This window comes from Novosphingobium resinovorum, from assembly GCF_027922145.1.
GTDB lineage: Bacteria > Pseudomonadota > Alphaproteobacteria > Sphingomonadales > Sphingomonadaceae > Novosphingobium > Novosphingobium resinovorum.
This window is the reverse complement of the sequence record NZ_BSFC01000025.1, coordinates 1-26,852: the sequence shown is the minus strand read 5'-3', so window position 1 is coordinate 26,852 and position 26,852 is coordinate 1. Positions and strand designations below refer to the sequence as shown.

Sequence of the window (26,852 nt, the reverse complement as noted above, 5' to 3'; positions counted from 1 at the left end):
CGGGACACGTTCGAGACACGACATTCGATGACACAGGCGCCGCTTTCGCTCGACACGTATCGGTTGCTCGGCCGCTCCGGCCTGCGCGTATCGCCGCTGTCGCTGGGGACCATGACCTTCGGCGAGGAGTGGGGCGCGCCCGAGGACGAGTCGCGCCGCATGTTCGACGCCTACGTCGATCGCGGCGGCAACTTCATCGATACCGCAGGCTATTACGCCGACGGCCGCTCCGAAGACCTGACCGGCGCTTTCGCCCATGCCAAGCGCGAACGCCTGGTCCTCGCCACCAAGTATTCGCTCACGCGTGGCGAGGGCGATCCCAACGCCGCGGGCAACAGCCGCCGCACGATGATGCAGACGGTGGAGACCAGCCTCAAGCGCCTGCGCACCGACCGGATCGACCTGTTTTTCCTCCACGTCTGGGACGGGACCACGCCCGGCGACGAAATCCTGCGCGCGTTCGACGATCTGGTGCGGCAGGGCAAGGTTTTGTACCTGGGCATTTCGGACACCCCCGCATGGCAGATCGCCCGGCTGCAGACCGTGGCGGAGTTGCGCGGGTGGACGCAGTTCGCGGGGCTGCAGGTCGAATACAACCTCATCGAGCGCACCGCCGAGCGCGACCTGATCCCCGCCGCGCAGGCGCTGGGCATCGGCGTGCTGCCGTGGTCTCCGCTGGCGAGCGGGCGGCTCGCCGGAAAATATGCGACCGGCGCGACGGCCGGGGAAACGGCCGAGGAACCGGGAGGGCGAGCGCCGCTGCTCGCGGCGACGGGCCGGGTGAACGCGCGCGCCGTCGCGATCGCCGATGCGGTGAAGGCGGTCGCGGACGAGATCGGCGTCACCTCCGCGCAAGTCGCCATCGCATGGACGCTGCGCAACCCCGCCGTGGTTTCGCCGCTGATCGGCGCGCGCACCATGCGGCAGTTGGACGACAATCTGGGCGCGCTGGGCGTCGCCCTCGAAGCGGACCACGTCGCGCGGCTGGAAGAGGCGAGCCGGTTCGAACCGGGCTTCCCGCACGATTTCCTCGCCGCGCCCATGATCCGCCGCGGACTGACCGGGGGGACCACGATCCTGCCGCGCGGCGCGGGCCATGCCGCGCAACTTTGAACGATCGCAAGGACGATGGATTTCACATGAACCTGGACGGAAAAGTGGCGATCGTGACCGGAGCATCCTCGGGCATTGGCGAGGCGACGGCGCGCGCGTTGGCCCGCGAAGGCGCTACCATCGTCCCCGTCGCACGCCGGGCGGAAAGGCTTGAGGCCCTGGCTCGCGCGCTAGGGCCCGACAGCCAGCCCTTCGCCATCGACATGGCCGAACCTAACGCGGCGCAGGCGGTGCACGATTTCGTCCTCGACCGTTTCGGACGGACCGACATTCTGGTGAACAACGCCGGCATCCTCCACGCCGCGCCGCTCGACCTGTTCGATCTCGACCAGTTGCGCCCGATGATCGCGCTGAACTACGAAGCGGTGGTGCGGACCAGCACGCTGTTCGGGCGCACGATGAAGGCGGCGGGGCGCGGCCAGATCATCAACATCTCCAGCATCGGCGCCCAGATCGTCGCTCCTGGCGTCGGCGTCTACGGCGGCCTCAAGCGCGCGCTGGAGGCGTTCACCGACTGCCTGCGCGTCGAACTGGCAGGCAGCGGGGTGAAGGTCGGCATCGTCGCGCCCGGCACGACCAGAACCGAAATCTTCGACGACATGAAGAGCCGCGGCGAACCGGGCTGGGACAGCTTCATTCCGCCAATGCAGCCCGAGGACGTGGCCGGCGCCATCGTCCACATGGCGCTGCAGCCGGAGCGGACCAACCTCGCGCGCATCCAGGTCTACGCTGCGGCGGATACCCATTAAGCGGGGGGCGTCGTCCCGGATCAAGTCCGGGACGACGGATTGCTCGCGGGTCAGTCCAGCGAGCCGTAGGCTTCCAGCCGGAATGGATTCACCGCCTGCCCTTCGCGCATGCGGCGGACCCATTGGGCGTCCATCAGCAGCGCCCGGCCGACGCCGACGAGATCGAACTCCCCTTTCGCAACGCGTTCGGCGACGAGGGCGAGGTTGTCGGTCATGACGGTGGGCTGCGCGAAGGAGGATTGCAGGTCCTTGTCGAGGCCCACTCCGCCCACCGCCATGGTGGGTTTGCCGGTGAGCTTCTTCGCCCAGCCCGCCAGCCCAAGGTCCGACCCTTCGAACGCGGGCCGGGTGAAGATGCGGGTGCTGGCGTCCAGCACGTCGACCCCGGCATCGACCAGCGGGGCGAGCAAGGCTTCCAGCTCGGCCGGGGTTGCGGCGATCCTGGCGTCGTAGTCCTGCAGCTTCCATTGCGAGAAGCGGAAGACGATCGGGAAGTCCGGCGCGGTGGCCGCACGCACCGCGCGGATCACTTCGGCTGCGAAGCGCGCGCGCGCCGGCAGGTCGCCGCCCCAGCCATCGGCGCGGCGATTGGTCTGCTGCCAGAAGAAGCTGTCGATCAGGTAGCCGTGCGCCCCGTGCAGCGCGACACCGTCGAAGCCGACCGCGCGGGCGTTGGCGGCGCTGCGCGCGAAGCCGGCGATGATGTCGCCGATCTCGCTCTCGGTCAGCGGCGCGGTGTCTTGCCGGACCAGTTCGAGGTAGTTCGGGGGGACCATCGCCCCCTCGGTCGGCCCCCAGGTTCCCGACGGCCGGGCAGATGGCGCTTCGGGGTGATAGCCGGTGCCGGGAGCGCGGATCACGCCCTGGTGCCACAGTTGCGGGACGATCTTACCCCCCTCCTCGTGCACCGCAGCGACGACCTCGCGCCAGCGTGCCAGTGCCGTCTCGCCGTGCAGCACGGGCGAGGCGCCGCCGCCCACCGATTCGCGGCCCAGCGCCGCGGGATGATCGACCCCGACCCCCTCCGTCACGATCAGGCCGACGTCCGCCGCTGCCCGCCGCCGGTAATAGTCGGCCACGCCTGGGGACGGGATGCCACCGGGCGAGAAATTGCGCGTCATGGGCGCCATCACGAACCGGTTGCGCAGCGTCAGCCCGCCCGCATCGAACGGCGTGAACAGAATGTCGGTATCGGCGCCCACCAGTATCTCTCCCTTGTCGCGCATGGATCCTGTCCAGCGCGACAGGTCATAGGACCTATCCGAGGGCAGGTTTTTCCAGCGGCGATCGCGCGCAGCCAAGGGCGCGCGGCCGAGGGAGAGAAACGTCACGCATCGACCACCGCGAGCGCGGACTGAGGACAGGCTTCGGCGCCTTCGCGGGCCAGGTCCTCCATCCCCTCGGGGACGGTTTCGTCATCGACGTAGACGATGCCGTTGGCGTCCAGCTTGTACACGTCCGGGCATATTTCCGCGCAGACCCCGTACCCGCAGCACGCCGCCTTATCGATCACAACCTTCAGCGTCATCGCTTTCTCTCCTCTCCCACTGATATTACAGCTTGAACAGTTTTAGTTCAATATGTATCATGCGAACAACGATATTTTCCAAGGAGAGGAAAATGCTTCATAACTCGGGGCTTACGCTGACCGATGGCACGACCATCGACGACCTCATCGATCGCGACATGAACGAAGTCTCGCTGCGGGTGATGAACGACAAGGAACTCTACGAAGTCGAAATGGAGCGCATCTTCGCGCGCACCTGGCTGCTGCTGGGCCACGAGACCGAGATCCCCAAGGCCGGCGACTACGTCATGCGCGACATGGCCGAGGACAACGTCATCGTCTCGCGCGATCGCAGCGGCGAAATCCACGTCATGCTTAATGTGTGCCCGCATCGCGGGATGAAGGTGTGCACGGCGGAAGCGGGCAACGCCCACGCGCACCGCTGCATCTACCACGGCTGGGCGTTCCGCGCCGACGGCAGCTTCATCGGCGCGCCGATCGAAAAGGAGCAGATGCACGGCAACAAGCGGGGGAAGGACGAACTCGGGCTCAAGAAGGCCAAGGTCCACCTCTACGGCGGCCTGATCTTCGCCACCTGGAACGAGGACCTGCCTTTCGAGGAGTACCTGGGCGACGCCAAGTTCTACCTCGACCAGTTGTTCTGCCGCACTGACAGCGGGCTGGAGATGCTTGGCCCCCCGCAGCGTTTCGTGCTGCCGTGCAACTGGAAGATTCCTGGCGAGCAGTCCGGTTCCGACGGCTTCCACACGCTGACACTGCACCGCTCGCTGATGGAAGGCGGGATCATGGGCGGCACCGCCGAATCGATCTACGACACCGCGCCGGGCATGTACGGCGTCGACTTGTCGGTGCCGCAGGGCCACACGCTGCGCTGCCTCGAGGCGGCGCAGACCTTCAAGATGTTCGCCGACGTCAGCTTCGAGGGTAAGTCGGTCGAGGAATGCCTCCACCTGCTGCCGCCGCCGGGCATCACCAAGGACCTGATCCCGCAGCTATTCAAGAACCTGTCGGAAGACCAGGTGAAGCAATTGGCCACCATCCCGCCGCAGGTCGGCGGCATGTTCCCGAACATCCTGATCGCCTTCATCTTCGCCCCGCGCGCGGACGGCGGTGCTTCGGGGGCGCTGTCCTTGCACACTTACGTGCCCAAGGGGCCGGACCGGGTGGAGTTCGTGAACTTCATCTTCGCCGAGAAGGACGCACCCGAGGACGTCAAGCGCGACATGCTGCAGAACGCGATCTGGAGCACCGGCACCTCGGGCACGATCGAGCAGGACGATGCCGACACCTGGCCGCAGATCATGCGCAATTCGCGCGGCCACATGAGCAAGACCATCACGCTCAAGTACCAGGCGCTCCACGGCCACGAACGTCCCGAAGGCTGGGTCGGCGGCGGCGATCTCTACCCCGGCTTCACCAAGGACGACACGCAGTGGGCCTGGTGGATGGCCTACTACGACCTAATGACCCGCGCCTGAGCCGCCCGAACAAGAGAGAGGATACCATCATGGTGAACTACGCCACTGCCGCGGTCGAAAAGACCGGCGTCATGCGCGGCCTGGTCTCGACCAAGCGCGTTCCGCTCGGCTCGGAAGTCTACAACCGCCTGCTCGAAACGCTGTACGACGAAGCGGCCGCGCTGGACGAGCGCCGGTTCGACGACTGGGTCGCCTATCTCGAAAAAGACCTCAGCTACACCGCGCCGCTGCGCCTCACCCGCAACGGTCCCAACAAGGACCGCGACGTGGTGCGCACGATGAAGCACTTCGACGAGAACTACGATTCGATGCTGATGCGCACCGGACGCCTGTCAAAAAGCGCCTGGGCGGAAGACCCGCCCTCGCGCACCCGCCGCTTCGTCACCAACGTGCGCGCCGCCGAATGCGACACACCCGGCGAATACGAGGTGGTCAGCTACCTCTACGTCGAGCGCAGCCGTTTCGACAATCCGGACAACGAGACGATCACCGCCGAGCGCCGCGACGTCTGGCGGCTCGTCGACGGCGCATACAAGCTGGCCCGGCGCGAGATCATCGTCGACCAGTCGACGCTGGGCATGTCCAACTTCGCCATTTTCCTCTGACCGGGAGCACGGTGGTGACGGCATCCCCGCATATCGTGGTGATCGGCAGTGGCCTGGCCGGCTACGGCGTCGTGCGCGAGCTTCGCAAACTTGCGCCGGACGCGCGGTTGACGCTGGTGACGCGCGACGATGGGCACTTCTACTCCAAGCCGGCGCTGTCCACCGCGCTGGCCAAGGGCAAGGTCGCCGACACGCTCGTCACCACGCCTGCCGAAAAGATGGCCGCGCAGCTTCGCCTCGACTTGCGCGCCGGGCGCGAGGTCGAGGCGATCGACCGCGAGGACAAGGCGGTGCTGACCACCGGCGGGCCGATCTTCTACGACAAGCTAGTGCTGGCGCTGGGCGCCGATCCGGTGCGACCACCGATCGACGGCGACGCCGCCCATCGCGCGCTGGCGGTCAACAACCTCGACAACTACCGCGAATTCCGCGCGATCCTGCCAGAGGGCGCACGCGTTCTGGTGATGGGCGGCGGGCTGGTCGGCACCGAGTTCGCCAACGACCTTTCCGCCACCGGCTACTGCCCGGTGGTGGTGGACATGCTCTCGCATCCGCTGGCACAACTGGTCCCGGCGGGCGTCGGATCGGCTATCCGCGAGGCGCTCGCCGCAAAGGGCGTCGAATGGCACCTCGGCCGCAAGGTCCTCGCGATCCACAAGTCCGGCACCGGCATCCGTGCCGAACTGGACGGCGGCGAGACGATCGAAGCCGCGGCGGTGCTTTCGGCCGTGGGCCTGCGCCCGCATCTGCAACTGGCGGCAGACGCGGGGCTCGATGTCGCGCGCGGCATCGTGGTGGACCAGACCGGCCGCACCAGCGACCCGCACATCTTCGCGATCGGCGACTGCGCGCAGTATCCGCAAGGGCTGGCCGCCTACGTCACTCCGATTATGGCGGCGGCGCGGGCGATCGCGCCCAGCGTGCTCGGCACGCCGATGGAAATCCGCTTCCCGCCGCTTTCGGTGCAGGTCAAGACCACCGCGTGCCCCGTCGTCCTGCTGCCCGCCCCGCAAGGGGTCGAGGGTGCCTGGGAGGAGACGGCGAACGACGAAAAGGGCCTGAAGTACTTATTCCGCGATCGGCGCGGTTCCGTGCGCGGCTACGTTTTCACACAAGACTACTGCCAGGAGCGCATGAACATGGACCGCGCTCTGAGCGAGCAAACGACGGGACTTGCAGCATGACGGGTTTGGTAAAGGGCAAAGTTGCGATCGTCACCGGCGGCGCCAAGGGTCTGGGCTACGGCATCTCGCGCTGCCTCGCCCGCGACGGGGCGCACGTGCTCGTCACCGGCCGCGACGGGGCCGCCGCAGAAGCGGTCGCGGCGCAACTCACCGAAGAGTTCGGCGTGCGCGCGGCGGGCCTATCCGCGGACATGGGCGTGAAGGACCAGGTCGAGGCGATGGTCGAACGCGCCGTCGCCGAGTTCGGCGGTCTCGACATCCTCGTCAACAACGCCTCGCTGCTCTCGGACAACATCCTGCTCGAACAGAAGACCGACGAAATGCTCCAGCGCACGCTGGAGATCGGCACCTGGGGCACCTGGTGGGCGATGCGCGCGGCCTTCCCGCACATGAAGGCGCGCGGCGGCGGCTCGGTGGTGAACTTCTATTCGATCGACGCGCAGACCGGCGCGTGGCTCCACGCCGACTACAACATGAACAAGGGCGCGATCCTGGGTCTCACCCGCAGCGCGGCGGTCGAATGGGGGCGTTTCAACATTCGCACCAACGCGATCGCGCCAACCGGCATGGGCCAGGTCTTCGCCGAATTGGTCGACACCGTTCCCGGCTTCCTCGACATGGCGACCGCCAGCAATCCCCTGAAACGCGCGGGCGACCCGGAAAAGGACATCGGTCCGGTCGTGCTGTTCCTAGCCTCGGAAATGTCCCGCTTCGTCAATGGCGAGCTTATCAATGTGGATGGCGGCCAGCATCTACCGGGCTATGTGAGCGTTCCCCACAATCTCGCCGAGATGGAAGCGCAAACATGAAACTGATGCCACCTCCGAACTGGAGCAATCTGGTCGAGACCGACCAGACCGGCAGCGTCCTCAAGATTCTCGACGGGACGCTGCGGGCGATCGGCAGCATGGGCGCGCGCCGGCTCTCGATGAGCGACATCAGCGAAAGCAGCGGCGTTTCGCGCGGTACGCTCTATCGCTACTTCGCTTCCAAGGACGAGGTGCTGGCCGCCGTCAGCGAATACGTGTGCATCAATTTCGAACGGGGCATCGTCGAAGCGGGCGAGTCCATTGCCGAGCCGATCGAGCGCTTCCGTTCGGTCATGCGCTTCTACGCCCGGTTCACCGTCGAGCGTTCGCCGGATGGCATCTTCGAGGTCGAGCCGGCCTTCCACCTCAATTTCCTGCGCACCCACTTCGCCCGGCACAAGGCCGCGGTGCGCCGCGCGCTCGATCCCGTGCTCGACCATTTCGAAACCGTCGTCGGCTGCCCGCTCGACCGCGACACGTTCTGCGACACCATGGTGCGCCTGCAACTGAGCACGCTCATCATCCCCGCCACCGACGAGTGGCTGAACATCTGGAACGACGCTCCCGACCGACTGTACGAATGGGCGCTCAAGATCGCAAGAAATCAGACAAAATCAGAGAAAGGATGACCGATGGCGACTATGGCTGAAATCGAGGTCGGGGTAGACGGCGACTTCGCCGACAAGGCCACGGCCGACGCGTTCGTCGAAAAGGCCCGCAGCCTGCGCAGCTTCCTGCAGGGCGAGGCCCCGGCGGGCGAAAAGCGCCGCAGCCCGACCCCGGCGGTGCACCAGATGCTGACCGACGAAGGCTTCCTGCGGCTGCTGCTGCCCAAGCGGGTCGGCGGTTTCGGGCTTTCGCCCACCGACTTCTGCCGCGTCCAGATCGAGATCGCCAAGGGCGACCCCGCGGTCAGCTGGGTGATGCAGATCGTCAACGGCACCAGCTGGATCACCAGCCTTGCGCCCGACGGCGTGCAGGACGCGATCTTCGGCGAAGGACCGCAGCCGGTCTGCGGCGCCTACAACCCACCCGGCAAGGCCCGCAAGGTCGACGGCGGCTGGATCATCAACGGCCGCTGGCCCTACATGTCCGGCTCGCGCCAATCGAAATGGGCGCAGCAGGGCGTGGTGCTGGAAGGCTACGACGGCCCGGTCGTGCCCGGTATCAGCATGTGCTACCTGCCGATGGACGCGATGACGATCGAGGACACCTGGTTCGTCAGCGGGATGCAGGGCACGGGCTCGGACACCGCGATCGCCAAGGACGTCTTCATTCCCGACGCGCAGATGGTGCTGATGGACGAGCGCGCCGGCCAGATCGACCGCACCAAGCGCCATTTCGGCGCGCCTTCGGACCTGCTTCCCGCCGTCCCCGTGGTGCGCGTCACCGGTGTCGCCCAATTGATCGGCGCGGTCGAGGCGATGCTCGAGATCGTCACCGCCGAATCGCCCGGCAAGCCGGTGCTGACGACCTTCATCACCCCGCGCACCAATTCGGGCGCTTACATGCGCGACCTCGGCGAAGCGGCGGCTATGATCGACACCGCGCGGCTGATCCTGTTCGACGTGACCGCCAAGCTCGACCGCGTGGGCCTCGGCGAAGAGTACACGCTGCCCGAAAAGGCCCGCCACCGCGCGGCGACCGCGCAGATCATCGAACTGGTCCACGGCGCCAGCGAATCGCTGATGTTCCAGGCGGGCTCGTCCGGCTTCGCGACCGACAAGCCGATCAACCGCTACTGGCGCGACGTGTCGATGGCGACGCGCCACATCCAGAACATCCCGACCATCGGCTACGAGATCTACGGCCGCAACAAGGCCGGGGCCGACCCGATCTCGCCGCCCGGATCGTACTGATCGCCGACACGCGCCGCCCGCCCTGCCGGTGGGCGGCGCGCCATCCTGCGCAAAGCGAACCGCCATGACCGTGACCGCCGACCCGATCGATGCCGCCCCGCTCGATGCCGCCACGCTCGATGCCGCCACGATGGACCGCCTGTTCCTGCAGGCGCGCAGCCATAACGCCTGGACCGACCGCCGCGTCGACGATCGCACCGTGCGGGCGCTCTACGATCTGGCGCGGTGGGGACCGACGGCGGCGAACGGCAATCCGGGGCGCTTCGTGTTCGTGCGCTCCGCCGCCGCGAAGCAGCGGCTGCTGCCGCACGTCAATCCCGGCAACGTCGACAAGGTGGCGGCGGCGCCCTGCACCGTCATCATCGCCGGCGACACCCGGTTCCACGACCTGTTCCCCAAGCTGTTCCCCGCCCGCGACATGCGCGCCGCGTTCGAAGGCAAGCCTGACCTGATCGAGGAGACGGTCGCCCGTTCCTCGACGCTGCAAGGCGCGTACCTGATGATCGCCGCCAGGCTGCTGGGCCTGGACTGCGGCCCGATGTCGGGGTTCGACAAGGCGGGGCTCGACGCCGAGTTCTTCCCCGACGGGCGCTGGCGCAGCAACTTCCTGTGCAACATCGGCTACGGCGACCCGGCCGGCCTGTTCCCGCGCAATCCCCGCCTCGATTTCGAAGAGGCCTGCCTCGACCTTTAGAAGGCCCGTCTCGACCTCTAGAAGGACCGAGGCAGGCCGAGGCTTTCGGCGATGCCATTGCGCACCATCTCGTTGGTGATCGGCCCGATCCGCCATAGCCGGCTGTCGCGCCAGTAGCGCTGCATGTCGGTTTCGGCCGAGTAGCCCATGCCGCCCAGGATCTGGATGCCGAGGTCCGCGGCGGCATTGGCGTTCTCGGACGCCATCAGCTTCAGCATGTTGGCCTCGACGCCGACGTTTTCTCCCCGCGCCTGCTTGTCCGCGCAGTAGTGCAGCATCAGTTCGGTGGTCTTCTGCATCGTCGCGATATCGGCGATGTAGTGCTGCAGCGCCTGGAAACGGCCGATGATGCCGCCGAACGCCTTGCGTTGCCGCACGTATTCGACCGCGTCTTCGAGCACCCCGTCGATCACGCCCAGGCAGAACGCGCCGACCATGATACGCTCGTTGTTAAGCGTGGGTAGCAGCATGTACCAGGCCTTATCCGGCTCTCCCAGCACCTGTTCGTCGGCCACGAACGCATCCTCGAAATGGACCGAACAACTGCCCATCGAACGCATGCCCAGCTTGGCGAGCGGGGTGATCGTCACGCCCGCGGTCTTCGTCGGAACCCAGAACAGTGTCAGGCCCTGGTGCTTCTTCGCGGCATTCCTGTCGCTCCGCGCGATGACGAGCAGGTAGTCGGCGACGTGCGCGGACGACGACCAGATCTTCTCGCCATTCAGCGTCCAGCCGCCGTCGACCTTTTCCGCCGTGGTCGCCATCGCACCCAGCAGGTCGGTGCCGCCGCCCGATTCGGTGAAGGCGATCGCCGCCTTGAGCTGCCCGGTGGCGATGAGCGGCAGGTACTTCGCCTGTTGCGCCGGCGACCCGTAAAGCCCGATAGACTTGGAGCCTGCAAAGCTGGTGATGCCCCATATCCACGCGAGGCCACCCAGCGAGCGCGCCAGTTCGCGCGCCAGCAGCATCTGCATGACGACGTCGCCGCCCTGCCCGTCGAACGCCTCGGCGATGCCGATGCCGTGGAAGCCGGCCTCGGTGAACTTGTCCCACAAGGCGAAGGGATAGGCGTGCTCGTCGCGTTCGAGTTCGCGCGCCCAGGCCTTGGGCACTTCCTTGTCCACCCAGCGGCGGACCATGTCGCGAAAGGCGCGATATTCCTCGGGCAGTTCGAAATCCATATCCCGACGCATGCGATCCGCACGCCGCACCGTGGCCTACCCGGCGGCAGGACCCGGCCGGCATTTCATACCCCCTTCCCACCGATAGGAGGGACCTGCCGCGCGCTCTTCTAGTCTCCCTCGCGAACAGCGGTCGCCGGTCACGGCCGGGCAACCGCGAGCGAGAGGAAAAAAGCCGATGCGCAAGATCGATCTGCCCGAACTGGACACAGCCGCCTTCGTCGAACGCTATGGCCCCTGGGCGATCATCGCCGGCGCGTCCGAGGGAACCGGCGCGTGCTATGCCGAGCAGCTTGCGGCGATGGGCATCAACCTCGTGCTCGTATCGCGGCGCGCCGCCGCGCTCGATGCGCTGGGGCAAAGCCTCGAAGACCGCTATGACATCGCCTTCCGCAGCCTGACCGCCGACCTCACCGAACCGGGCGCGGGCGCACGGCTGGTCGAGGCGACGGCCGACCTCGACATCGGCCTCTACATCTCGAACGCGGGCGCGGACGGCGCCGGCAACAGCTTCTTCGGCGAGCCGGTCGACCGTTCGCTGCGGCTGCTGAGGATGAACGCCGCCAACGTGCTCGAAGCCACGCACGGCTTCGGCAACCGCTTCCTGGCGCGCGGCAAGGGCGGCATCGTCATCATGTCCTCGGGCGCGGGGCTGGGCGGGCAGCCGTGGCTGGTGATGTATTCGGCGACCAAGGCGTTCGAGCTGAACTTCGTCGAATCGCTGTGGGCCGAGCTTGAGGGCCGCAACGTCGACATCGTCGGCATCGCCGCGCCGATCATGGACACGCCCACGCTGCGCCGCGCCACCGAAGGGTTGGGCATGGACTATTCGGCCGCCTACGATCCCGCCGACGTCTGCGCGCTGGCGCTCGCCAGCCTGGGCAAGGAGCCGCTGGTGCTGGTGCCCGATGGCCCGGACGAGGAGAAGATCCCGCAGATCGAGGCCGACCGCAAGGCCCGCCTCATCGCCCTGGCCGAGTGGGGCAAGGCCTACACCGCCGCAGCAGACGCCTGACCATGGCTGCACCAGCAAGCGTCATCGGCGAGGCGGTGGACGTCGTCGTCATCGGTGCGGGCCATAACGGCATGGCCGCCGCCGGCTATCTCGCACGCGAGGGCAAGAAGGTCGTCGTCGTCGAGCGGCTCGACAAAGTGGGCGGCATGACCAGTTCGGGGTACATGATCCCCGAAGCGCCCGAGCACCTCGTCACGCCGTGCGCGGTGGAGCTGCTGTTCGCACGCAAGTCCGGGATCATCGAGGATTTCGACCTCCACAAGTACGGCCTGCGCACCGTCGATCCCGATCCGACGTATGCCTATCTCCATCCCGACGGCAGTTCGATCGCGCTGTTCTACGACTACGAGCGCACCGCCGACGACATCGCCCGGATCAACCGCAACGATGGCAAGGCCTACCTCGCGTTCATGAAGACGCTGAACGTGATGATGGACATCGGCTTTCCAATGATGATGGCCGAACCCGGCCGGCCGGACTTCCGCAACGCGTCCAAGATGATCGGCGCGGCGGTGCGCAACGTGCGCCTGAAGGACGAACTGATCGCCATGTCCAAGGCGACCGCGGACCAGATCGCCTGCGAACGCTTCGAGCATCCCGCCACGATCGCGCTGCTGCTGGGGATCGCCGCCGGCGCGGGTCCGGTGGACGACGACGGCAACGCCGCCGCCTACATGATCTTCGCGGTCACGCACAAATACGGCACCGGCAAGCCGATCGGCAGCCTGCAGTCGTTCTCGAACGCGCTGGCGCGCAGCATCGAGGCGTCGGGCGCGCGGATCGAGCTGAACGCGCCGGTCGCCGAGATCATCGTCGACGGCGGCGCCGCGCGCGGGGTGCGGCTGGCCGATTGCCGGGTGATCCGCGCGAAGATGGTGATCGCCACTTGCGATCCGCGCACCGCGATGCGCCTGACCACACCCGGCGGCGTCCCGCGCGAACTGGTGCACCGCATCGAACACGCGCCGGCCAACCGCTCCAACGCCGCCCCCTTCCTCGCCAACATCGCGATGTCGGGCCCGCTGACGCTCAAGCGCCACCAGGACCTGCGCCACGACGGCGCCGATCTCAACAAGGCGGTCGGGTTGATCGGCACGCCCGAGGAAGTGCGCGAATCCTTCGCCACCGCCCGGCGCGGCGACATTCCGCAGCGCCACGCGATGTCGCTGAGCCCGCTGTCGAATTCCGACCCGACGCAGGCCCCGCCCGGCGGCTCGCTCGCTTACGTCTACCTGCCGGGCGTTGCGGTCGACGCGCGCGAGGGCTGGTCGCCCGCGCTAAAGGACAGCACGATGGCCTCGATCAAGGCGCATCTGGGCGAGTTCTACGACGGTCTCGACACCGAGGTCGGCCGCTTCGTCGAAACCGCGCGCGAGCGCGAAAAGCGCCTCAACGTCACGAACGGCTGCGTCACCCACATCGACTTCGGCGCGCTGCGATCGGGCGTGCATCGCCCTGCCACCGGCTTCGGCGGACCCAAGCCGCCCTTCCCCGGCTTCCTGATCGGCGGCGCGGGGGCGCATCCGGGCGGCGGCGTCTCGGGCATCGCCGGGCGCATCGCCGCCAACCGCGCGCTGCGCGAACTCAAGAAAACGAAATAGGAGAGCGGGCGATGACGGCAGCAGCAGACGAGGTAAGGGCGAACCCGGTCGGCATCCCCGCCCGCCTCGAAGACGTGACGCCGCAGTGGCTGACCGCCATCATGCAGCCGCGCTATCCCGGCATCGTCGTGGAAGCGATGGACAAGGTCTTCCTGCGCAACAGCCACACCACCAAGTACCAGGTCAAGCTGACGCTCAACGCCATCGGCAAGGCGGCGGGCATCCCGCAGAACGTGTGCCTCAAGGCCAACTGGGCGCAGTTCGAAAGCCAGGGCATCTGCCGCCTGGAGGCGCGCTTCTACGAGGATTTCCGCAGCCACGTCGCCTTCCCCGCGCCGCGCTCCTACTTCGAGGCGTGGGATCCGCGCGCCGACAGCGGCCAGGGGCTGGTGGTGATGGAGGACCTGTCGATCGAGGGCGGCCACTTCGGCGTCAGCACCGATCACATGGGGGTCGAGGAAGCCGCGCGCGGGGTGGCCAGCCTGGCGCGCATCCATGGCGCCTTCTGGGACAGCCCGCTGCTGCACGCGGCGGACTGGCTGCCAGTCTCGATGGCCACCCCGGTCGACACGCAGCAGTTGCACATGATGTACAGCTTCGCCGAGCGCAATCACGTCAAGGCCGAATACCAGGCCTTCCTGCCGGCGTGGATCAAGAGCGACCTCTCGCGCCTGCACACCGTGTTCGACGCGCTGATCGATTTCGCGCAGACCAAGGAGCAGGGCCCCTGGTGCCTGGTCCACGGCGACAGCCACCAGGGCAACAGCTACGTCCGCCCGGATGGCGAACGCGTGTGGCTGGACTGGCAACTGGTGCGCAAGGGACGCCCGATCCGCGATTTCACCTATTTCATCCTCGGCGCGCTGACCATCGAGGAGCGCCGCGCCCACGACCGCGACCTGCTGCGCCACTATCGCCAGTGCCTCGTCGAGACCGGGGCGCAAGGCGTGCCCGACGACGACACGCTTTGGGAATACTATCGGCGCTGGCCGCCTTACGCGATGCAGGCGTGGATCGCGAACATGGACGAATGGGGCCAGAAGGGCCTCCACATCGTCGAACGCATCTTCGTCGCGGGCGAGGACCTGGGCACCGTCGACGCGCTCGGCCTCTCTTTCTGACTCAGGGAACCCACATGTCGGACGCGATCACCCCGTTCACCGTCGCCATCCCGCAAGCCGCGATCGAGGACCTCCACCGCCGCCTCGACGCCGCCCGCTGGCCCGAGCCGCAGACGGTCGAGGACTGGAGCCAGGGCGTGCCCATCGCCCGGCTGCAGGCCTTGTGCGACCACTGGCGCCACGGCTACGACTGGCGCGCCTGCGAGGCCGCGCTGAACGCGCTGCCGCAGTTCACCACGCCGATCGACGGGCTGGCGATCCACTTCATCCACGTTCGCAGCCCCCGGCCCGGTGCAACGCCGCTGCTGTTGACGCACGGCTGGCCCGGCTCGGTGCTTGAATTCCTGAACGTGATCGGCCCGCTCACCGCGCCGGACGCGCCCGATGCGCCGGCGTTCGACGTCGTGATCCCTTCGCTGCCCGGCTACGGCTTTTCCGAAAGGCCCAGCGGCACCGGCTGGGGGGTCGAGAAGATCGCCGATGCCTGGATCCGGCTGATGCGGCGGCTGGGATACACTCGCTTCTTCGCGCAAGGCGGCGACTGGGGCGCGGCGGTGACGACCGCGATCGCCATGGCCCGCCCGCCGGAATGCGCCGGCGTCCACCTCAACATGCCGCTGGTGTTCCCCGAGGAGAGCGATTTCGCCGATCTCACCGAAGCCGAGGCGAAGACGGTCGCGCGGATGCAGCATTACCAGGACCACGATTCCGGGTACGCCAAGCTGCAGAGCACACGCCCGCAGACGGTCGGCTATGCGCTCGCCGATTCCCCCATCGGCCAGGCGGCGTGGATCTACGAGAAGTTCCAGGCCTGGACCGACAACCGCGGCGATCCCGAAGACGCGCTGTCGCGCGACGCCATGCTCGATAATATCAGCCTCTATTGGCTCACCAACACCGCCGCATCCTCGGGACGGCTCTATTGGGAAAGCGCCAACGCGTTCCGGGCGCAGCGGCTGGAACTGCCGGTGGGAGTGAGCATCTTCGCGCAGGAGATCTTCCGCCCCAGCCGCCGCTGGGCCGAGCGCAGCTACCCCCACCTCGTCCACTGGAACGAACTGCCGGCAGGCGGCCACTTCGCCGCGTTCGAGCAGCCGGACCTGTTCGTGCAGGAACTGCGCACCTGCTTCGCCGCGATGGGCGCGTGACTCGGGGCGCGTGACCGGGGGGCGCGTCACATGGCGTGCCCCTTCACAGCCCGTCAGGCGCTGCGCGGTGCCATGAATGCGCCGATGCGCGGTTCGACGCGCAACTCCGCCGGGATATGCTCCGGCCCGATCCGGCGGTCGATCTCCTCCTCGAACCAGTAGAGCGCGCGCTCCTGGTAGCCGGTCACGACCGCCGGCAACGCGCCGTTGCGCAGCGACTGCTGGATATTGGCGAACAGGCACATGTCCTCAGACAGGATGTGCTCGGTCGCGGTCCGCATGCCCGACCAGAACGTCTTGTCCGCCTCGCTGTCCGACGCCCAGCCGAGCTGGCGCACTTCCATGATCGAACGGTCGGGTCCGGCCGGCCAGAAGCACTGCAGGTTGAAACCCACCGGATCGAGCGAGAAGAACGTGTTGGGGAAAGTCGGCAGCGCGATCGTGTTTTCGAGGAACACCTCGGCGATGTCGTCGGGCCGGACGGGCGGCGTCTCGAACAGCGAATCCCCGCCCTTCTTGCGCGTCCCGAACCGCATGTGCCCGCCTTCGTAGAGTGCGATCACGAAGCTGCTGGAATCCAGGTGCGGCGCCAGCGTGCGCGGGTGGACGGTGTTGACGTGGTAGATTTCGAGGAAGTTGTGGTAGGCGATCTTCCAGTTGCACTCCATCTCGATCAGGAAGCGGTCCTTCACGACCAGCCGCTCCAGCGGATAGCCCTCGGTCAGCGCGACGAATTCGCCCAGGAAATCCGCGAGCGGGGCCGCATCGGGGTCGAAGTTTACGAACACGAACCCGCGATGGCTTTCGCAGCGCACTTCGACCAGGCCGTTCTGCGCCTTGTCGAGGCAGGGAAAGTCGCTCTGCCCCGGCACCGAGCGCAGCGTGCCTTCGAGGTCATAGCCCCAGGAGTGATAGGGGCAGATGAAGCGCATCGCGCGGCCCTGCGGCTCCAGCAGCAGCGGTGATCCGCGATGGCGGCAGGTATTGTGGAACGCCCGGATGCGCCCGTCCTTGCCGCGCGACACGATCACCGAACGGTCGAGATTCTCGAACAGGCGATAAGCGCCCGGCTGCGGCAGTTCGCTTTCGATCGCGGCGAGCAGCCAACTTCCGGTCCACAGCCTGTCGTTTTCCAGCGCGGCGAAGCGCGGGTCGGTATAGCGCCCGGCGGGGATCGGCGGCAAAGCCGGAAACTCCGCCGGATGATCCGACCGCCCGAGCTGTTCGTCCATCGTCCGCTTGAGCAGTTCCAGTGCCGCTTCGCGCATCGTCCTCCCCGTCCTGTGTCGGCCCCCGTGTCCGCGGGGGTCCGAGACGCGAAAGATAGGGCCGACCGTCGCCCGGCAACCTGCAGAAAGATAGGGTCGGCAACGCGCGCCTGGGCGGTACTTAGAAGGGCTTACAACTGGTTGCTTCCGGCCGCCGCGAACAGCTTCTGGAAATCGACCATCGTCGGCTGGTGCGCGGTGAACCCGCCGTCGACGGGGATCAGCGCGCCGTTGACGAAGCGGGATTCGTCCGAGGCGAGGAAGGCGACGACGTTGGCGATGTCGCGCGGGCTGCCGAGTTCGGGGTTGAGGTGGTGATCGAGCAGCACGTCCTTGACGACCTGCGGCGTCGATTCCACCGCCGTTTCGCTGAGCACGAAGCCGATCGCGATTACGTTCGAGCGGATGCCCTGCTTGCCGTACTGCGTCGCCAGGAACCGGCTCAGGTTGATGAGCGCGGCCTTCGACGCGCCATAGGCGGTCAGCGTCATCTCGCCCAGCAGGCCGAAGCCTGAGGCCGAATGGATCAGCGCGCCGCCGCCGGCGGCGATCATCGTCGGCAGGGCGTGCTTGCACAGCAGCATCGGCCCGCGCGCGTTGACCGTGAACGCCTTGTCCCAGGCCCCCGTATCGAGGTGGATCACGTCGAGGTCGCCGGCGCGCTGCTCATTCGTCTGGTAGGCGGCGTTGTTGTGGACGATGTCGATCCGGCCGTGCCGGCCCACGATCCGCGCCACGGCATCGGCCACCGCCGCCTCGTCGCCCAGATCGAAGGCGATCGCGTCGGCCTTGAGGCCCCGCTCGCCCAGCGCCTGCGCGGCGGCATCTACCTTGTCGCCGAGAATGTCGGCCAGAACCACCGTCGCGCCGCGCTCTGCCAGGACCGTCGCCACTTCGTGGCCGATGCCCTGCCCCGCCCCGGTCACGATCGCGACTCGTCCTGCGAGGTCTTCATTCCTGCTGCTCAAACACCGTCTCCTGTCCGGGCGCTGGGCGCCGCTGCTTTCGCCTGCCCCGTGCGGACACGGGAAAATCGGCTCAGGCGGGGAATGCCTCAGCCGCCGCCCGGGTGTCCATATATTCCCGGCCCGAAACGATCTGGCCGTCACGGACGATCAGCAGGTTGTGGTATTCGTTGCGATAAACCCGGTCGGGGAACACCATTTCGCCGCGCACTTCCACCGCCACCCGGTCTCCCTCGGCGGTGAGGCCCACCACTTCGGCCTTGCGATGCCTGGCGCTGAGCAGCCCGCCGGTGACGCTGGCGATGAAATCCGCGCGGCTCATGTCGCCATAGCCCAGTATCCACCACGTGCAGTCGGGGTGCTGCAGGGCCTCGATCGTAGCCAGGTCGCCGTCCTCGACCGCCTGCATGTAACGACGGGCCACCGCCTTGTTCGCCTCGGTATCGGTCATCGTCACTGCTCCTTTGTCCGCGCGCTCTTATCGGCTCGCCGAGCCTGCCCGGAACCCTATCCGAAGGCGGGTGGTGTGCGCCCCGCGACCCGCCAGCATGCCGCGATCGCCGGGCAGGGCACCGGATCGGGGGAGGGAACATGGACACCAAGAGCACGACCATGAAGCTGTGCACGTTCATGGGGGCGCTGGCCGGGACGCTGATGTTCGTCGGCATCTGGCCGCTCGCACGCATGTTTCCGCCGCTCGACCCCGCGCTGCCGGTGGCGCAGGTGGCCGACTACTACCGCGCACACCAGACCGGGATCCTCGTCGGGGGGATCCTCATCACCTCTGCGTCGGTGCTGTTCTTCCCCTTCCTCGCCGCCGTCGCAACGTTCCTCAAGAAGATCGAAGGCGCGATCTCGCCGCTCACCTGGGCCTTCGTGATGATCGTCGCCTACGGCTTCGTCACCCTGTTCTTCGCGGGCCTGTTCTTCACCGTCGCCGCCTATCGCACCGACCGGCCCGACGCCGAGATCGCGATGCTGAGCGACATCGCCTTCTTCCTGTTCGTCATGCCCGCGGTGCCGGCCTTCGTGCAGAATGTCGTCACCGGGGTGGCGATCCTGCAGGACAAGCGCGCCCGGCCCATTCTCCCGCGCTGGCTGGGCTACATGAACTTGTGGACCGGCCTGCTGCTGCTGCCCGGCTTCGCCGTCGGCCTGTTCAAGACCGGCCCCTTCGCATGGAACGGGGTGCTCGCCTTCTGGGTGCCGGCGGTGGTGTTCGGCATCTGGTTCAACCTGATGATCGTGGCGATGCTGGCGGCGATCAAGCGCGACGCGCTGGCCGAGGCATGACCACCGCCGAACGCCGATCCGGCGGGCATGTGCCGGGCGAGGAAGGCCTGTGGGTGTTCATCGGCGGCGACCTGGTGGTGTTCGCCGTCTTCTTCATCACTTACGCCGTGGCGCACCGGCAGGAATATGCGCTGTTCGAAGCCTCGCGGCGACTGCTCGACCGGCAGCTCGGCCTGCTCAACACGCCGTTGCTGCTGACCAGCAGCTTGTGCATGGCGCAGGCCGTCGCCGCCGTGCGCCGCGACGACCGGCGGGCCCGGCCGCTGCTGCTGGCCACGATCGCGCTGGGATCGGGCTTCGTGGTGGTCAAGGCGTTCGAATACGCGGCCAAGATCAGCCACGGCTTCACGCTCAACACCAACAGCTTCTCGATCTACTATTACATGTTCACGGCCATCCACCTCGTCCACGTGCTGATCGGCCTGGGCGTGCTGTGCTTCGCCGCCTCGCGCTTCGACAAGGCCGGTAGGATGCCCGGAGGTGCGGCGCTGATCGAGGGCAGCGGGGCGTTCTGGCACCTGGTCGACCTGCTGTGGATCGTCCTCTTCGCGCTGCTTTATCTTTTGTAAGGAAACGATTCCAAGATGCCTTCGATCCTGGCCAATCGCGCCGTCCTGGTCTGGGCGGTGCTGGTGGCGGCGACGCTGCTGTCGTTCGAGACGACCGTGCTGGGCACCTCCGGCGCGGTGATCCTCGTCGTGGCCTTCGCCAAAGTCCTGCTCGTCGGGCGCGAGTTCATGGGTCTGCGCGATGCGCCGGCGCCGATGCTATGGGCCTTCCAGTCATGGGTCGTCGCGGTGTGCGGCGTCCTGCTGGCGCTGTTCTTCGCCTGAAACTCAGCCGCGCTTGCGGATCGACACCAGCACGTTCCACGAAACGCTGCGCTGCGGATCGGCGGCGACCCGCCACGCCAGTTCCTGCGTGAGCGCATCGAGCAGCGCGTCGCGGTCGCGGGCGGGGTCCAGCCCAGAGCCCAGCGCCGCGGCGAAGTTGGGACCGTTGGCGGCGCGCATCATCGCCGCCCATCGCGCCCCCAGCCGCGCGGCGTCGCCGGTCTCGCGGTATTCGTCCCAGAACGGATCGGGCGAGACGAAGCGCGACACGTGATCGAGCGCCAGTTCGGGCACCAGCCCCGCCGCGAACGGCGCCGCGATCTGCTCGGGCGAGCGGCCCGCCGAGGGCGCGGTCATCCGCCGCGTCTCCGCTTCGGTAAGCTGTCCCGCCGCGCGCAGGGCCAGGATCGCCTGCCAGAAATGGTCGGCCATCCATTCGAAGCCCTGCTGCTCCTCGCCGCGCCCCATGAACTGGCAGACCACGCGCCCGCCCGGCCGCAGCTCGCGGCTGCGCGCGCGCAGGAACCGCAGCCAGTCGTCCGCCAGCACCGCGTCCACCGCCGAGCGTGCCTGTGCGCAGGCGCTGAAGGTCGCCCAGGCATGATCGTCGACCTCGATCGGGCTGTGGCTCATCCAGTGCAGCGCGTTCGACGACCAGCCGAGGTCGACGCTCCCCGCCGGCAGCACCGCGTCGAAATACGAGCGTCCGACCGCGAGCGGATGGACCTCGCCCCGCCCGCGAAGGTAGCTCGCCGGATCGTCGGCAAGCAGCGTGAACAGCGAGGCGAAATCATTGGACGGCAAGTCGGTGTGGACGACCTGCACCGGCCGGTCGGCGTCGCGCTCGCGCACCAGGTCGATCGCGCGGCCCATCGGCCCCATCGAGTTGCGCCCTTGCGAGGCCCCGTAGTCGGCGATGGTCACGAGGCCGGCGCTGTCCTGCCCCACGGCCGCCGCCGCGTGCTCCCACAAGGGCAGCGCCGATTGCAGGTTGGCCAGTTGCAGGCGCGAATGGCGGTTGTACTGCCCACCGCCCGCCATCGCGGCGATGGTGGCGCTATTCATAGAAGGTGTCCGCGATGCGCTGGGTGTAAGCGGCGCTCTTGTCCGCCGAGAGGCCGTAGTGCGGGATGACCGGGGTGATCGCATCGGCATATTCAGCGCGGCTCGCCACCCGCGCGCGCACTTCGTCGACGGTGCCGACGACGGCGATGCTTTCCACCATGGCGTCGGGGCAGGCGGCCGCCATCGCCGCGTGATCGCCCTTCGCGAACGCATCCTGTATCGCCGCCGCCTCGCGGCCGAAGCCGATCTCCTGGAAATAGCGCAAGTATTGGGGCGACTGGCTGTAATAGGCCACCGTCGCGCGGCAATCCTCGATCGCCTCGCGCCGGTCAGACGCGATCGCGGTGAAGATCGACAGGTTGAGCGTGAAGTCGCCGCGCGCGCGGCCGCCGCGATCGAGCCCGGCCTTCACGTTCGCGATCACCTCGCGCGCGATCCAGGCATCGTTCCACAGCGGATGGCCCAGCAACCCGTCGGCGATCTCCGCCGCCTGCGCACAGGCCTTCTGAAACACCGCGGGCAATACGATCGGAATGGCGAACCGCACCGGCGGATGCAGCAGCCGGAAATGCGACAGGTCTAGCGTGTGATACTCGCCCTCCAACCGTTCCAGCTCGCCGGTGTGGCCGCGCGCCACGATCGCGCGGATCATGCCGAGGATCTCGCGCATGTGGCTGAGCGGCTTGCCGTAGGGGCTGCCGAACGAACCCTCGATCTGGCTCTGCGCGCTCGATCCCAGCCCCAGCACCACGCGGCCCTGGCTGATGAGATCGAGGTCGATCGCGCTGCACGCGGTCTCCAGCGGACTGCGCACGAAGGCTAGCGCGATGCCCGTGCCCAGCTTGATGCTGCGCGTGGCCGGCGCGACGGCGGCGAGCGTAGAGAACGGCGCGCCGAACATTTGCGGCGCCCACACCCCGTCGACCCCCGCCGCCTCGTAGGACTGCGCCAGCGCGACCAGCGCGTCCCCCGGCATCGGCACTAGTTGCGCCCACACGGCCTTGGTCCTGCTCATTGGCTGTTCCTTTCCTGTCGCGCCCGGGGCGACATTTCTGCAGTCAGATCGTGCCGCCAGCGATCACGGGCCGAAGCGGTACCGCAACGACACTGCGTACTGGCGAAGCGCACCATAGATGGCCGCATCGAACCCCAGCGCCGCAGCTGACACCGAACCGATCGCGGCATAGGCCTTGTCGAACAAGTTCGTGGCGTAGACGGACAGGTCGAACGGACGCCCCGCCAACCCGCGCCATTCGATCCTGGGGTTGACGATGCCATAGGCGGGCAGCGCGGTGTTGACGTACTTCAGCGAACTGGAATGGTAATAGTCCGCATTGGCGGCAAGATCGCCTAGGTCCCCCAGCGGCAGACCGTACTGCATGCCCAATGTGTAGGTGGTCTTGGCAACCAGATCGAACGGGATCTCCCGTGCGCTGAGATAGGGCTGTAGCGCTGCGGGTGCATCGAGCGACCGGGTCTTGGTGTTCGCCAGCGCAAAACTGGTCCAAAAGCCCACGTCGTTGCCGGTGCCGGTGGTGCCGTAGAGCTTGCTCTTCAGGTAGAACCCTCCCAGCAGCCAGTCGACCTTGTCGTCCAGCAGGCTGCCCCTTGAGCTGCACTTCCTCGGTATATTGCTCTACATGGCTGATCGCGCCGGCATTCAGCAGCGGGAAGCTCAGTCCAGGCGCCAGGGTGCTGTCCAGTCGGGGAACGCCATCTGTATTGAAGTTGTATTCCACGTAAGTCTTGCGGTACCCGAAGATAGCGACCAGTTCGATGTCACCCAAGGTTATGTCGGTGCGGTTGGTCAGCCCCCAGCGCCGCGTCCGGTTCATGGTTGGCTCGACGTCGCTGTCCACCACGCGGGGACCACCCGCCTTCTGGGCGGCCAAGGCTGCCTGCGCGGATTCCTTTATGCCCAGCAGGTCGAGCAAGCTCGGCGCATCGTTGACGTTGAGCAGGATCGCACCATCGCCAGTATAATAGTTGCGATACCAGTCGAAGATGGTGAGATTGCGGATCGAATCCGTCGGTTCGGCCAGCACCGAGACGCGGAAGGCGGGGGAATTGACGTCATCCAGATCGCCGCCCAGTCCGATGTTGCGCGTATACCCGTCGCGCTTGTCGTGGCGGCCCGCGAAGCGAACGGAAAGGCGATCCGTGACCATCGGCAGCGTGAAGGCGCCTTCGAGCTGCTTGTGGTCGAAGTTGCCGTAGTCGGCCTGGAGATAGCCTTCCCATTCGTATCCGGGCGCCGCCGGATAGTAGAGTACCGCACCGCCCGTCGTGTTGCGGCCGAACAGCGTCCCCTGCGGCCCTTTCAGCACTTGGACGGAGGCCATGTCGTAAGTCCACACCCCGCTGCCGAATGTGGACTGCGGCACATCGGCGAGATAGCTGACGACGGCGAGCGCGTTCGAGCCGCCCAGCGCTTTGGTCTGGACCCGGATCTGGAACACCGAGTTTTCCCTGCCTCCCGATCCGGACAAGTAGACGCCCGGCGTCTTGAACATGAGGTCCGACGAACTCTGGATATTGGCCAAACGCAGCACCTCTTCGTTGAACGCGGCGACCGACACCGCGTCGCCTGGATATTCTCCCATGCGCGCCGGGCGGTCACGACGATATCGTCGTTTCGCACCTCCCTGGCGGCGGCGTTGGTGGTCTCGTCCGCCCGCGTCAGGGCATTGGGCGATACTCCCGCCATCAACATGGCCAGACAAAGCAGAAGCGCGCGATCACGCAAGGCGCAGATATGACGGGCTCTTTGGCTCATGAAGCTGTTCCTCCTCCAGAACTGCGGTGGCAGGCGCTGGCGGTCCCGTCCTTACCTGCTGTACGCCTTGAGGATGGCACGATAGGGACTGCAATGCCCTCTCTCCAGACAGGGTCACCCTCGCTACGAGGGGGGCACGCCCTGCCGTTGGACGGGTGCCCGAGCCCGGGCAACCAGCCACGCAGCGATACACTGGCACGATGGTGTTGAACCGGGTGCCAGCCGTGAACGAAACCAATTGCGGGAGAACGAAGGATGAAGCGTCTGGACGGCAAGGTTGCGATAGTGACGGGTGGTGGCGGCGGCATCGGATCGGCGGTGGCGCGCCGGATGGTTTCGGAAGGCGCCCGTGTCGTCATTGCCGACTTGTTCGAGGATTCGGCGCTGCGGGCCGCAGAACCGCTCGGGGAGGCGGCGCTGGCCGTGCAGTTCGACGCGGCCAATCCGCAATCGGTCAGTGCCCTCGTCGATCGCGTGGTCGACCATTTCGGCCGCCTCGACGTCCTGCACAACAATGCGGCGATGACCGATCCCGCCAAGAGCGCCCAGGACACCACCGCGCCCGACATTCCAATCGGCATCTGGCGCGAAATCCTGGACGTGAACCTCACCGGCTACCTGCTGGGTTGCAAGTACGCCATCCCGCGCATGATCGAGACGGGCGGCGGCTCGATCATCAACACCGCGTCCAATTCGGGCAGCGCTGGCGACCTCGCCCGCATCGCCTACGGCTCGTCCAAGGCGGCCATCATCGGCCTCACCCGCTACGTGGCGACGCAGCACGGACGCCAGAACATCCGCTGCAACAGCATCGCGCCCGGCGTGGTACTGACCGAGGCGCTGGAGAAGACGGTGCCGGGGCTGAAGGAAATGATCCAGCGCCATATACTGACGCCGGAATTCGGCACCCCGGACGACATAGCGGCGCTGGTCGCCTTCCTGGCGTCGGACGAATCCCGCTACATCACCGGCGAGAACATCTCGATTTCCGGCGGCGGCCTCGTGCACCAGCCCCACTATGCCGACCTGCTGGCGTTCATGGAATCCGGCGACTAACCGCGCGCCGGACGGCCGCTATCAGTTCGCCGTCCGGTGGAAGTACCGGATCGTCAGTTTGCCGTCGTCGACCCGGTAGGTTTCCAGGCTTGGCAGGATTGTAACGCCTTCCTCGGTCTGGAGATGATTGGCGACATAGGCTGCCCCTTCGGAACCGTTGACGATCACCTCGACCGCTTCGGTGGTGCATTTTCCGCCATATTGGCGCCACATCGCCTCTATCGCCGCAGGCCCATCCACCGCGGGAGAACCGACGTATTCGATGCTGAAGCCATTTGGCCCCATCGTGCGGAAAAGCGTGTTGAGTTCCTCATAGCTACCCTCGTTCCACAAGCGGTAGGTGTCGCGGATCGCCTGATCCAGATCGAGCGTTTCCGATGCCGTCATCGTCTTGTCTCCTCTCGCCGCGCGTCATTTCACGCGCGGGAAACGTGGCGCGCGCCCCCCTGGGCGCACCTGTCGGTAGTCAGGGCCCTGTTTCGGTAAATCGGGGGCGGCGAAGGCGTCCCGCAAGGTTGCGGCATAGCTCGCTCGCTAAGCGCTCGATGGTCGTTTCCTCGGGAGGTTCAATGAAATTGTCTACTTCGCTGCTGCCTGGCCTTTGCCTTGTCCGCGGTGCAGACCACGGGCGCGAAGCTGGCGCCCGAAACCGCCGAGGCCCACGCGTCGACGGTCATCAAGTACGAGAAGATAACCCTAGCCAGCGGGCTGCGCGTGCTCGCCAGCCAGGACAAGACCATCCCCCTTCGTCCACGTCGGCATCTGGTATCATGTCGGCTCGCGTGACGAGCGGCCCGGAACGGACCGGCTTCGCCCACTTGTTCGAGCACCTGCTGTTCAATGGTTCCTAGTAACCTGGAATCGAAATAAGCCGCATTGTATAAGCCCTGCATTGACAGGAGACATGCGATGGTCGGTCGTCAAGCAGATGTTATCAAGTTGAGCGCTGCAAATCGGACATTCCTTGAATCGCAAGTGCGGCGTCGTAAGGTTCCTCGCTCATTATCAGACCTTTGCGGGATGGTGTTGCTGTGTGAGGACGGACTGCAGAGCAAGGAAGTAGCCGAACGGCTTGGAGTTCACGAACACACGGTTGGCAAATGGCCTCGTCGTTTTGCGCAACCCGGGATTGAAGGGTTGACCGACGAATATCGGGCGGGCCGGCCGCGGACGGTGAGCGACGCGCAAGTGGCGCATGTGATCGAGCGAACGCTGAATACCACACCCAAGGCCGGCACGCATTGGTCGATCCGTTCGATGGCGGCCGAGGCTGGGCTGTCGCATACCACGATCTGCGGAATTTGAGGTGCCTTCGGTCTACAGCCCCACCGATCAGAGACCTTCAAGCTGTCGAGCAATCCCCTGTTCGTCGACAAGGTACAGGATATCGTGGGCTTTTACCTATCGCCTCCGAATCGTGCGGTGGTGCTGTGTGTGGACGAGAAATCGCAGATTCAGGGACTGTCAGGAATTCCGTGTGTGAGCGGGCATAATGGGTAAGAAGGAGACCC

Annotated in this window: 28 protein-coding genes and 2 pseudogenes; 19 read left to right on the top strand and 11 right to left on the bottom strand. The window is 66.7% G+C overall.

Translation table 11 applies throughout. From position 1 onward, the window contains the following. The first annotated feature begins 27 nt into the window (after window positions 1-27). On the top strand, window positions 28-1,113 hold the full coding sequence (locus PKE80_RS17185) for an aldo/keto reductase (RefSeq protein WP_069709819.1): 1,086 nt from the start codon (window positions 28-30) through the stop codon (window positions 1,111-1,113). A 26-nt stretch (window positions 1,114-1,139) separates the two neighbouring features. Then, window positions 1,140-1,862 carry an SDR family oxidoreductase gene (locus PKE80_RS17180; protein WP_271183550.1) on the top strand — a complete coding sequence of 241 codons (723 nt, stop codon included), beginning with the start codon at window positions 1,140-1,142 and terminating at the stop codon, window positions 1,860-1,862. 50 nt (window positions 1,863-1,912) lie between these two features. Here the strand turns inward: PKE80_RS17180 and PKE80_RS17175 are convergent, their stop codons facing one another. Both PKE80_RS17175 and PKE80_RS17170 read right to left on the bottom strand, forming a co-directional pair. Next, the gene (locus PKE80_RS17175) at window positions 1,913-3,193 is read right to left on the bottom strand and encodes an NADH:flavin oxidoreductase (RefSeq protein WP_271183549.1); all 1,281 of its coding nucleotides are present in this window, start codon (window positions 3,191-3,193) and stop codon (window positions 1,913-1,915) included. Next, entirely contained in the window at window positions 3,190-3,390 is a 201-nt protein-coding gene (locus PKE80_RS17170) for a ferredoxin (protein ID WP_069709818.1), read from the bottom strand. Before PKE80_RS17170 ends, PKE80_RS17175 begins: the two co-directional genes overlap by 4 nt. A 92-nt stretch (window positions 3,391-3,482) precedes the next feature. On the opposite strand from PKE80_RS17170, the gene PKE80_RS17165 reads away from it, so the two are divergent. The 7 genes from PKE80_RS17165 to PKE80_RS17135 all read left to right on the top strand — a co-directional run bounded on the left by PKE80_RS17165 (window position 3,483) and on the right by PKE80_RS17135 (window position 10,019). Then, window positions 3,483-4,868, top strand: coding sequence for an aromatic ring-hydroxylating dioxygenase subunit alpha (locus PKE80_RS17165; protein WP_069709817.1), 1,386 nt, complete (start codon window positions 3,483-3,485; stop codon window positions 4,866-4,868). Between the two features lie 29 nt (window positions 4,869-4,897). Next, a complete protein-coding gene (locus PKE80_RS17160) occupies window positions 4,898-5,473 on the top strand; it encodes an aromatic-ring-hydroxylating dioxygenase subunit beta (RefSeq protein ID WP_069709816.1) in 576 nt (191 codons plus the stop codon). 14 nt (window positions 5,474-5,487) lie between these two features. Then, window positions 5,488-6,657 (top strand): NAD(P)/FAD-dependent oxidoreductase, encoded by a 1,170-nt coding sequence (locus tag PKE80_RS17155; RefSeq protein ID WP_069710195.1) that lies wholly within the window; start codon window positions 5,488-5,490, stop codon window positions 6,655-6,657. Continuing rightward, complete coding sequence (locus tag PKE80_RS17150) at window positions 6,654-7,466, top strand: SDR family NAD(P)-dependent oxidoreductase (RefSeq protein ID WP_271183548.1); 813 nt, start codon at window positions 6,654-6,656, stop codon at window positions 7,464-7,466. The genes PKE80_RS17155 and PKE80_RS17150 overlap by 4 nt, the downstream gene beginning before the upstream one ends. Further along, window positions 7,463-8,095 (top strand): TetR/AcrR family transcriptional regulator, encoded by a 633-nt coding sequence (locus PKE80_RS17145; protein WP_271183547.1) that lies wholly within the window; start codon window positions 7,463-7,465, stop codon window positions 8,093-8,095. Before PKE80_RS17150 ends, PKE80_RS17145 begins: the two co-directional genes overlap by 4 nt. 3 nt (window positions 8,096-8,098) lie before the next feature. Beyond that, window positions 8,099-9,325, top strand: a complete 1,227-nt coding sequence (locus PKE80_RS17140) for an acyl-CoA dehydrogenase family protein (RefSeq protein WP_069709813.1) — start codon at window positions 8,099-8,101, stop codon at window positions 9,323-9,325. Between the two features lie 64 nt (window positions 9,326-9,389). Next, window positions 9,390-10,019, top strand: coding sequence for a malonic semialdehyde reductase (locus PKE80_RS17135; RefSeq protein WP_271183546.1), 630 nt, complete (start codon window positions 9,390-9,392; stop codon window positions 10,017-10,019). A 17-nt stretch (window positions 10,020-10,036) separates the two neighbouring features. On the opposite strand, the gene PKE80_RS17130 is transcribed toward PKE80_RS17135, so the two are convergent. Beyond that, window positions 10,037-11,200 carry an acyl-CoA dehydrogenase family protein gene (locus PKE80_RS17130; protein ID WP_271183545.1) on the bottom strand — a complete coding sequence of 388 codons (1,164 nt, stop codon included), beginning with the start codon at window positions 11,198-11,200 and terminating at the stop codon, window positions 10,037-10,039. A gap of 178 nt (window positions 11,201-11,378) precedes the next feature. On the opposite strand from PKE80_RS17130, the gene PKE80_RS17125 reads away from it, so the two are divergent. The 4 genes from PKE80_RS17125 to PKE80_RS17110 are packed head-to-tail and all read left to right on the top strand — an operon-like array spanning window position 11,379 to window position 16,085. Continuing rightward, window positions 11,379-12,215 carry an SDR family NAD(P)-dependent oxidoreductase gene (locus tag PKE80_RS17125; protein ID WP_271183544.1) on the top strand — a complete coding sequence of 279 codons (837 nt, stop codon included), beginning with the start codon at window positions 11,379-11,381 and terminating at the stop codon, window positions 12,213-12,215. Between the two features lie 2 nt (window positions 12,216-12,217). Further along, window positions 12,218-13,816: a phytoene desaturase family protein gene (locus tag PKE80_RS17120; RefSeq protein WP_271183543.1), complete on the top strand. Its 1,599-nt coding sequence runs from the start codon at window positions 12,218-12,220 to the stop codon at window positions 13,814-13,816. A gap of 11 nt (window positions 13,817-13,827) precedes the next feature. Beyond that, entirely contained in the window at window positions 13,828-14,937 is a 1,110-nt protein-coding gene (locus tag PKE80_RS17115) for a phosphotransferase (RefSeq protein ID WP_271183542.1), read from the top strand. A gap of 14 nt (window positions 14,938-14,951) precedes the next feature. Further along, the gene (locus PKE80_RS17110; RefSeq protein WP_271183541.1) at window positions 14,952-16,085 is read left to right on the top strand and encodes an epoxide hydrolase family protein; all 1,134 of its coding nucleotides are present in this window, start codon (window positions 14,952-14,954) and stop codon (window positions 16,083-16,085) included. Between the two features lie 53 nt (window positions 16,086-16,138). Here the strand turns inward: PKE80_RS17110 and PKE80_RS17105 are convergent, their stop codons facing one another. The 3 genes from PKE80_RS17105 to PKE80_RS17095 form a co-directional block, all read right to left on the bottom strand. After that, complete coding sequence (locus PKE80_RS17105) at window positions 16,139-17,353, bottom strand: aromatic ring-hydroxylating oxygenase subunit alpha (RefSeq protein WP_271183540.1); 1,215 nt, start codon at window positions 17,351-17,353, stop codon at window positions 16,139-16,141. A gap of 131 nt (window positions 17,354-17,484) precedes the next feature. Continuing rightward, entirely contained in the window at window positions 17,485-18,321 is an 837-nt protein-coding gene (locus PKE80_RS17100) for an SDR family NAD(P)-dependent oxidoreductase (protein WP_271183539.1), read from the bottom strand. 70 nt (window positions 18,322-18,391) lie between these two features. After that, window positions 18,392-18,769, bottom strand: coding sequence for a nuclear transport factor 2 family protein (locus PKE80_RS17095; RefSeq protein ID WP_069710193.1), 378 nt, complete (start codon window positions 18,767-18,769; stop codon window positions 18,392-18,394). Between the two features lie 140 nt (window positions 18,770-18,909). Here PKE80_RS17095 and PKE80_RS17090 point away from each other — a divergent pair, with 140 nt between their 5' ends. From PKE80_RS17090 to PKE80_RS17080, 3 genes are read left to right on the top strand one after another with little or no spacing between them, the layout of a single operon-like run. Further along, on the top strand, window positions 18,910-19,611 hold the full coding sequence (locus tag PKE80_RS17090; protein WP_271183538.1) for a hypothetical protein: 702 nt from the start codon (window positions 18,910-18,912) through the stop codon (window positions 19,609-19,611). Then, on the top strand, window positions 19,608-20,180 hold the full coding sequence (locus tag PKE80_RS17085; RefSeq protein ID WP_271183537.1) for a cytochrome c oxidase subunit 3: 573 nt from the start codon (window positions 19,608-19,610) through the stop codon (window positions 20,178-20,180). Before PKE80_RS17090 ends, PKE80_RS17085 begins: the two co-directional genes overlap by 4 nt. A 15-nt stretch (window positions 20,181-20,195) precedes the next feature. Then, window positions 20,196-20,444 carry a cytochrome C oxidase subunit IV family protein gene (locus PKE80_RS17080; RefSeq protein ID WP_271183536.1) on the top strand — a complete coding sequence of 83 codons (249 nt, stop codon included), beginning with the start codon at window positions 20,196-20,198 and terminating at the stop codon, window positions 20,442-20,444. A gap of 3 nt (window positions 20,445-20,447) precedes the next feature. Here the strand turns inward: PKE80_RS17080 and PKE80_RS17075 are convergent, their stop codons facing one another. The 4 genes and pseudogenes from PKE80_RS17075 to PKE80_RS17060 all read right to left on the bottom strand — a co-directional run. Next, entirely contained in the window at window positions 20,448-21,509 is a 1,062-nt protein-coding gene (locus tag PKE80_RS17075; protein ID WP_271183535.1) for a class I SAM-dependent methyltransferase, read from the bottom strand. Beyond that, entirely contained in the window at window positions 21,502-22,524 is a 1,023-nt protein-coding gene (locus tag PKE80_RS17070; protein ID WP_271183534.1) for an LLM class flavin-dependent oxidoreductase, read from the bottom strand. The genes PKE80_RS17075 and PKE80_RS17070 overlap by 8 nt, the downstream gene beginning before the upstream one ends. Window positions 22,525-22,587: 63 nt before the next feature. Beyond that, window positions 22,588-23,025 (bottom strand): TonB-dependent receptor, encoded by a 438-nt coding sequence (locus PKE80_RS17065; protein WP_069709798.1) that lies wholly within the window; start codon window positions 23,023-23,025, stop codon window positions 22,588-22,590. 817 nt (window positions 23,026-23,842) lie between these two features. Further along, window positions 23,843-24,112: pseudogene (locus PKE80_RS17060) on the bottom strand (TonB-dependent receptor); the annotation flags it as partial. A 428-nt stretch (window positions 24,113-24,540) separates the two neighbouring features. Between PKE80_RS17060 and PKE80_RS17055 the strand changes: the two are divergent. Beyond that, window positions 24,541-25,341 (top strand): SDR family NAD(P)-dependent oxidoreductase, encoded by an 801-nt coding sequence (locus tag PKE80_RS17055; RefSeq protein WP_069709795.1) that lies wholly within the window; start codon window positions 24,541-24,543, stop codon window positions 25,339-25,341. 21 nt (window positions 25,342-25,362) lie between these two features. Here PKE80_RS17055 and PKE80_RS17050 read toward each other — a convergent pair whose 3' ends face one another. Further along, window positions 25,363-25,728: a nuclear transport factor 2 family protein gene (locus PKE80_RS17050; RefSeq protein ID WP_069709794.1), complete on the bottom strand. Its 366-nt coding sequence runs from the start codon at window positions 25,726-25,728 to the stop codon at window positions 25,363-25,365. Window positions 25,729-25,947: 219 nt separating this feature from the next. Here PKE80_RS17050 and PKE80_RS17045 point away from each other — a divergent pair, with 219 nt between their 5' ends. Together PKE80_RS17045 and PKE80_RS17040 are read left to right on the top strand one after the other, a co-directional pair. Beyond that, a complete protein-coding gene (locus PKE80_RS17045) occupies window positions 25,948-26,127 on the top strand; it encodes a hypothetical protein (protein WP_271183533.1) in 180 nt (59 codons plus the stop codon). A gap of 123 nt (window positions 26,128-26,250) precedes the next feature. Beyond that, window positions 26,251-26,805 (top strand): annotated as a pseudogene (locus tag PKE80_RS17040) (IS630 family transposase); the annotation flags it as partial. Window positions 26,806-26,852: the final 47 nt, after the last annotated feature.

Coding starts and splice junctions, on each gene's coding strand:
- PKE80_RS17165 (WP_069709817.1), top strand. CDS start 3,483: ATGCTTCATAACTCGGGGCTTACGCTGACCGATGGCACGACCATCGAC.
- PKE80_RS17140 (WP_069709813.1), top strand. CDS start 8,099: ATGGCGACTATGGCTGAAATCGAGGTCGGGGTAGACGGCGACTTCGCC.
- PKE80_RS17160 (WP_069709816.1), top strand. CDS start 4,898: ATGGTGAACTACGCCACTGCCGCGGTCGAAAAGACCGGCGTCATGCGC.
- PKE80_RS17125 (WP_271183544.1), top strand. CDS start 11,379: ATGCGCAAGATCGATCTGCCCGAACTGGACACAGCCGCCTTCGTCGAA.
- PKE80_RS17090 (WP_271183538.1), top strand. CDS start 18,910: ATGGACACCAAGAGCACGACCATGAAGCTGTGCACGTTCATGGGGGCG.
- PKE80_RS17080 (WP_271183536.1), top strand. CDS start 20,196: ATGCCTTCGATCCTGGCCAATCGCGCCGTCCTGGTCTGGGCGGTGCTG.
- PKE80_RS17145 (WP_271183547.1), top strand. CDS start 7,463: ATGAAACTGATGCCACCTCCGAACTGGAGCAATCTGGTCGAGACCGAC.
- PKE80_RS17055 (WP_069709795.1), top strand. CDS start 24,541: ATGAAGCGTCTGGACGGCAAGGTTGCGATAGTGACGGGTGGTGGCGGC.
- PKE80_RS17120 (WP_271183543.1), top strand. CDS start 12,218: ATGGCTGCACCAGCAAGCGTCATCGGCGAGGCGGTGGACGTCGTCGTC.
- PKE80_RS17105 (WP_271183540.1), bottom strand. CDS start 17,353: ATGCGCGAAGCGGCACTGGAACTGCTCAAGCGGACGATGGACGAACAG.
- PKE80_RS17050 (WP_069709794.1), bottom strand. CDS start 25,728: ATGACGGCATCGGAAACGCTCGATCTGGATCAGGCGATCCGCGACACC.
- PKE80_RS17095 (WP_069710193.1), bottom strand. CDS start 18,769: ATGACCGATACCGAGGCGAACAAGGCGGTGGCCCGTCGTTACATGCAG.
- PKE80_RS17135 (WP_271183546.1), top strand. CDS start 9,390: ATGACCGTGACCGCCGACCCGATCGATGCCGCCCCGCTCGATGCCGCC.
- PKE80_RS17075 (WP_271183535.1), bottom strand. CDS start 21,509: ATGAATAGCGCCACCATCGCCGCGATGGCGGGCGGTGGGCAGTACAAC.
- PKE80_RS17115 (WP_271183542.1), top strand. CDS start 13,828: ATGACGGCAGCAGCAGACGAGGTAAGGGCGAACCCGGTCGGCATCCCC.
- PKE80_RS17085 (WP_271183537.1), top strand. CDS start 19,608: ATGACCACCGCCGAACGCCGATCCGGCGGGCATGTGCCGGGCGAGGAA.
- PKE80_RS17130 (WP_271183545.1), bottom strand. CDS start 11,200: ATGGATTTCGAACTGCCCGAGGAATATCGCGCCTTTCGCGACATGGTC.
- PKE80_RS17180 (WP_271183550.1), top strand. CDS start 1,140: ATGAACCTGGACGGAAAAGTGGCGATCGTGACCGGAGCATCCTCGGGC.
- PKE80_RS17170 (WP_069709818.1), bottom strand. CDS start 3,390: ATGACGCTGAAGGTTGTGATCGATAAGGCGGCGTGCTGCGGGTACGGG.
- PKE80_RS17110 (WP_271183541.1), top strand. CDS start 14,952: ATGTCGGACGCGATCACCCCGTTCACCGTCGCCATCCCGCAAGCCGCG.
- PKE80_RS17185 (WP_069709819.1), top strand. CDS start 28: ATGACACAGGCGCCGCTTTCGCTCGACACGTATCGGTTGCTCGGCCGC.
- PKE80_RS17150 (WP_271183548.1), top strand. CDS start 6,654: ATGACGGGTTTGGTAAAGGGCAAAGTTGCGATCGTCACCGGCGGCGCC.
- PKE80_RS17070 (WP_271183534.1), bottom strand. CDS start 22,524: ATGAGCAGGACCAAGGCCGTGTGGGCGCAACTAGTGCCGATGCCGGGG.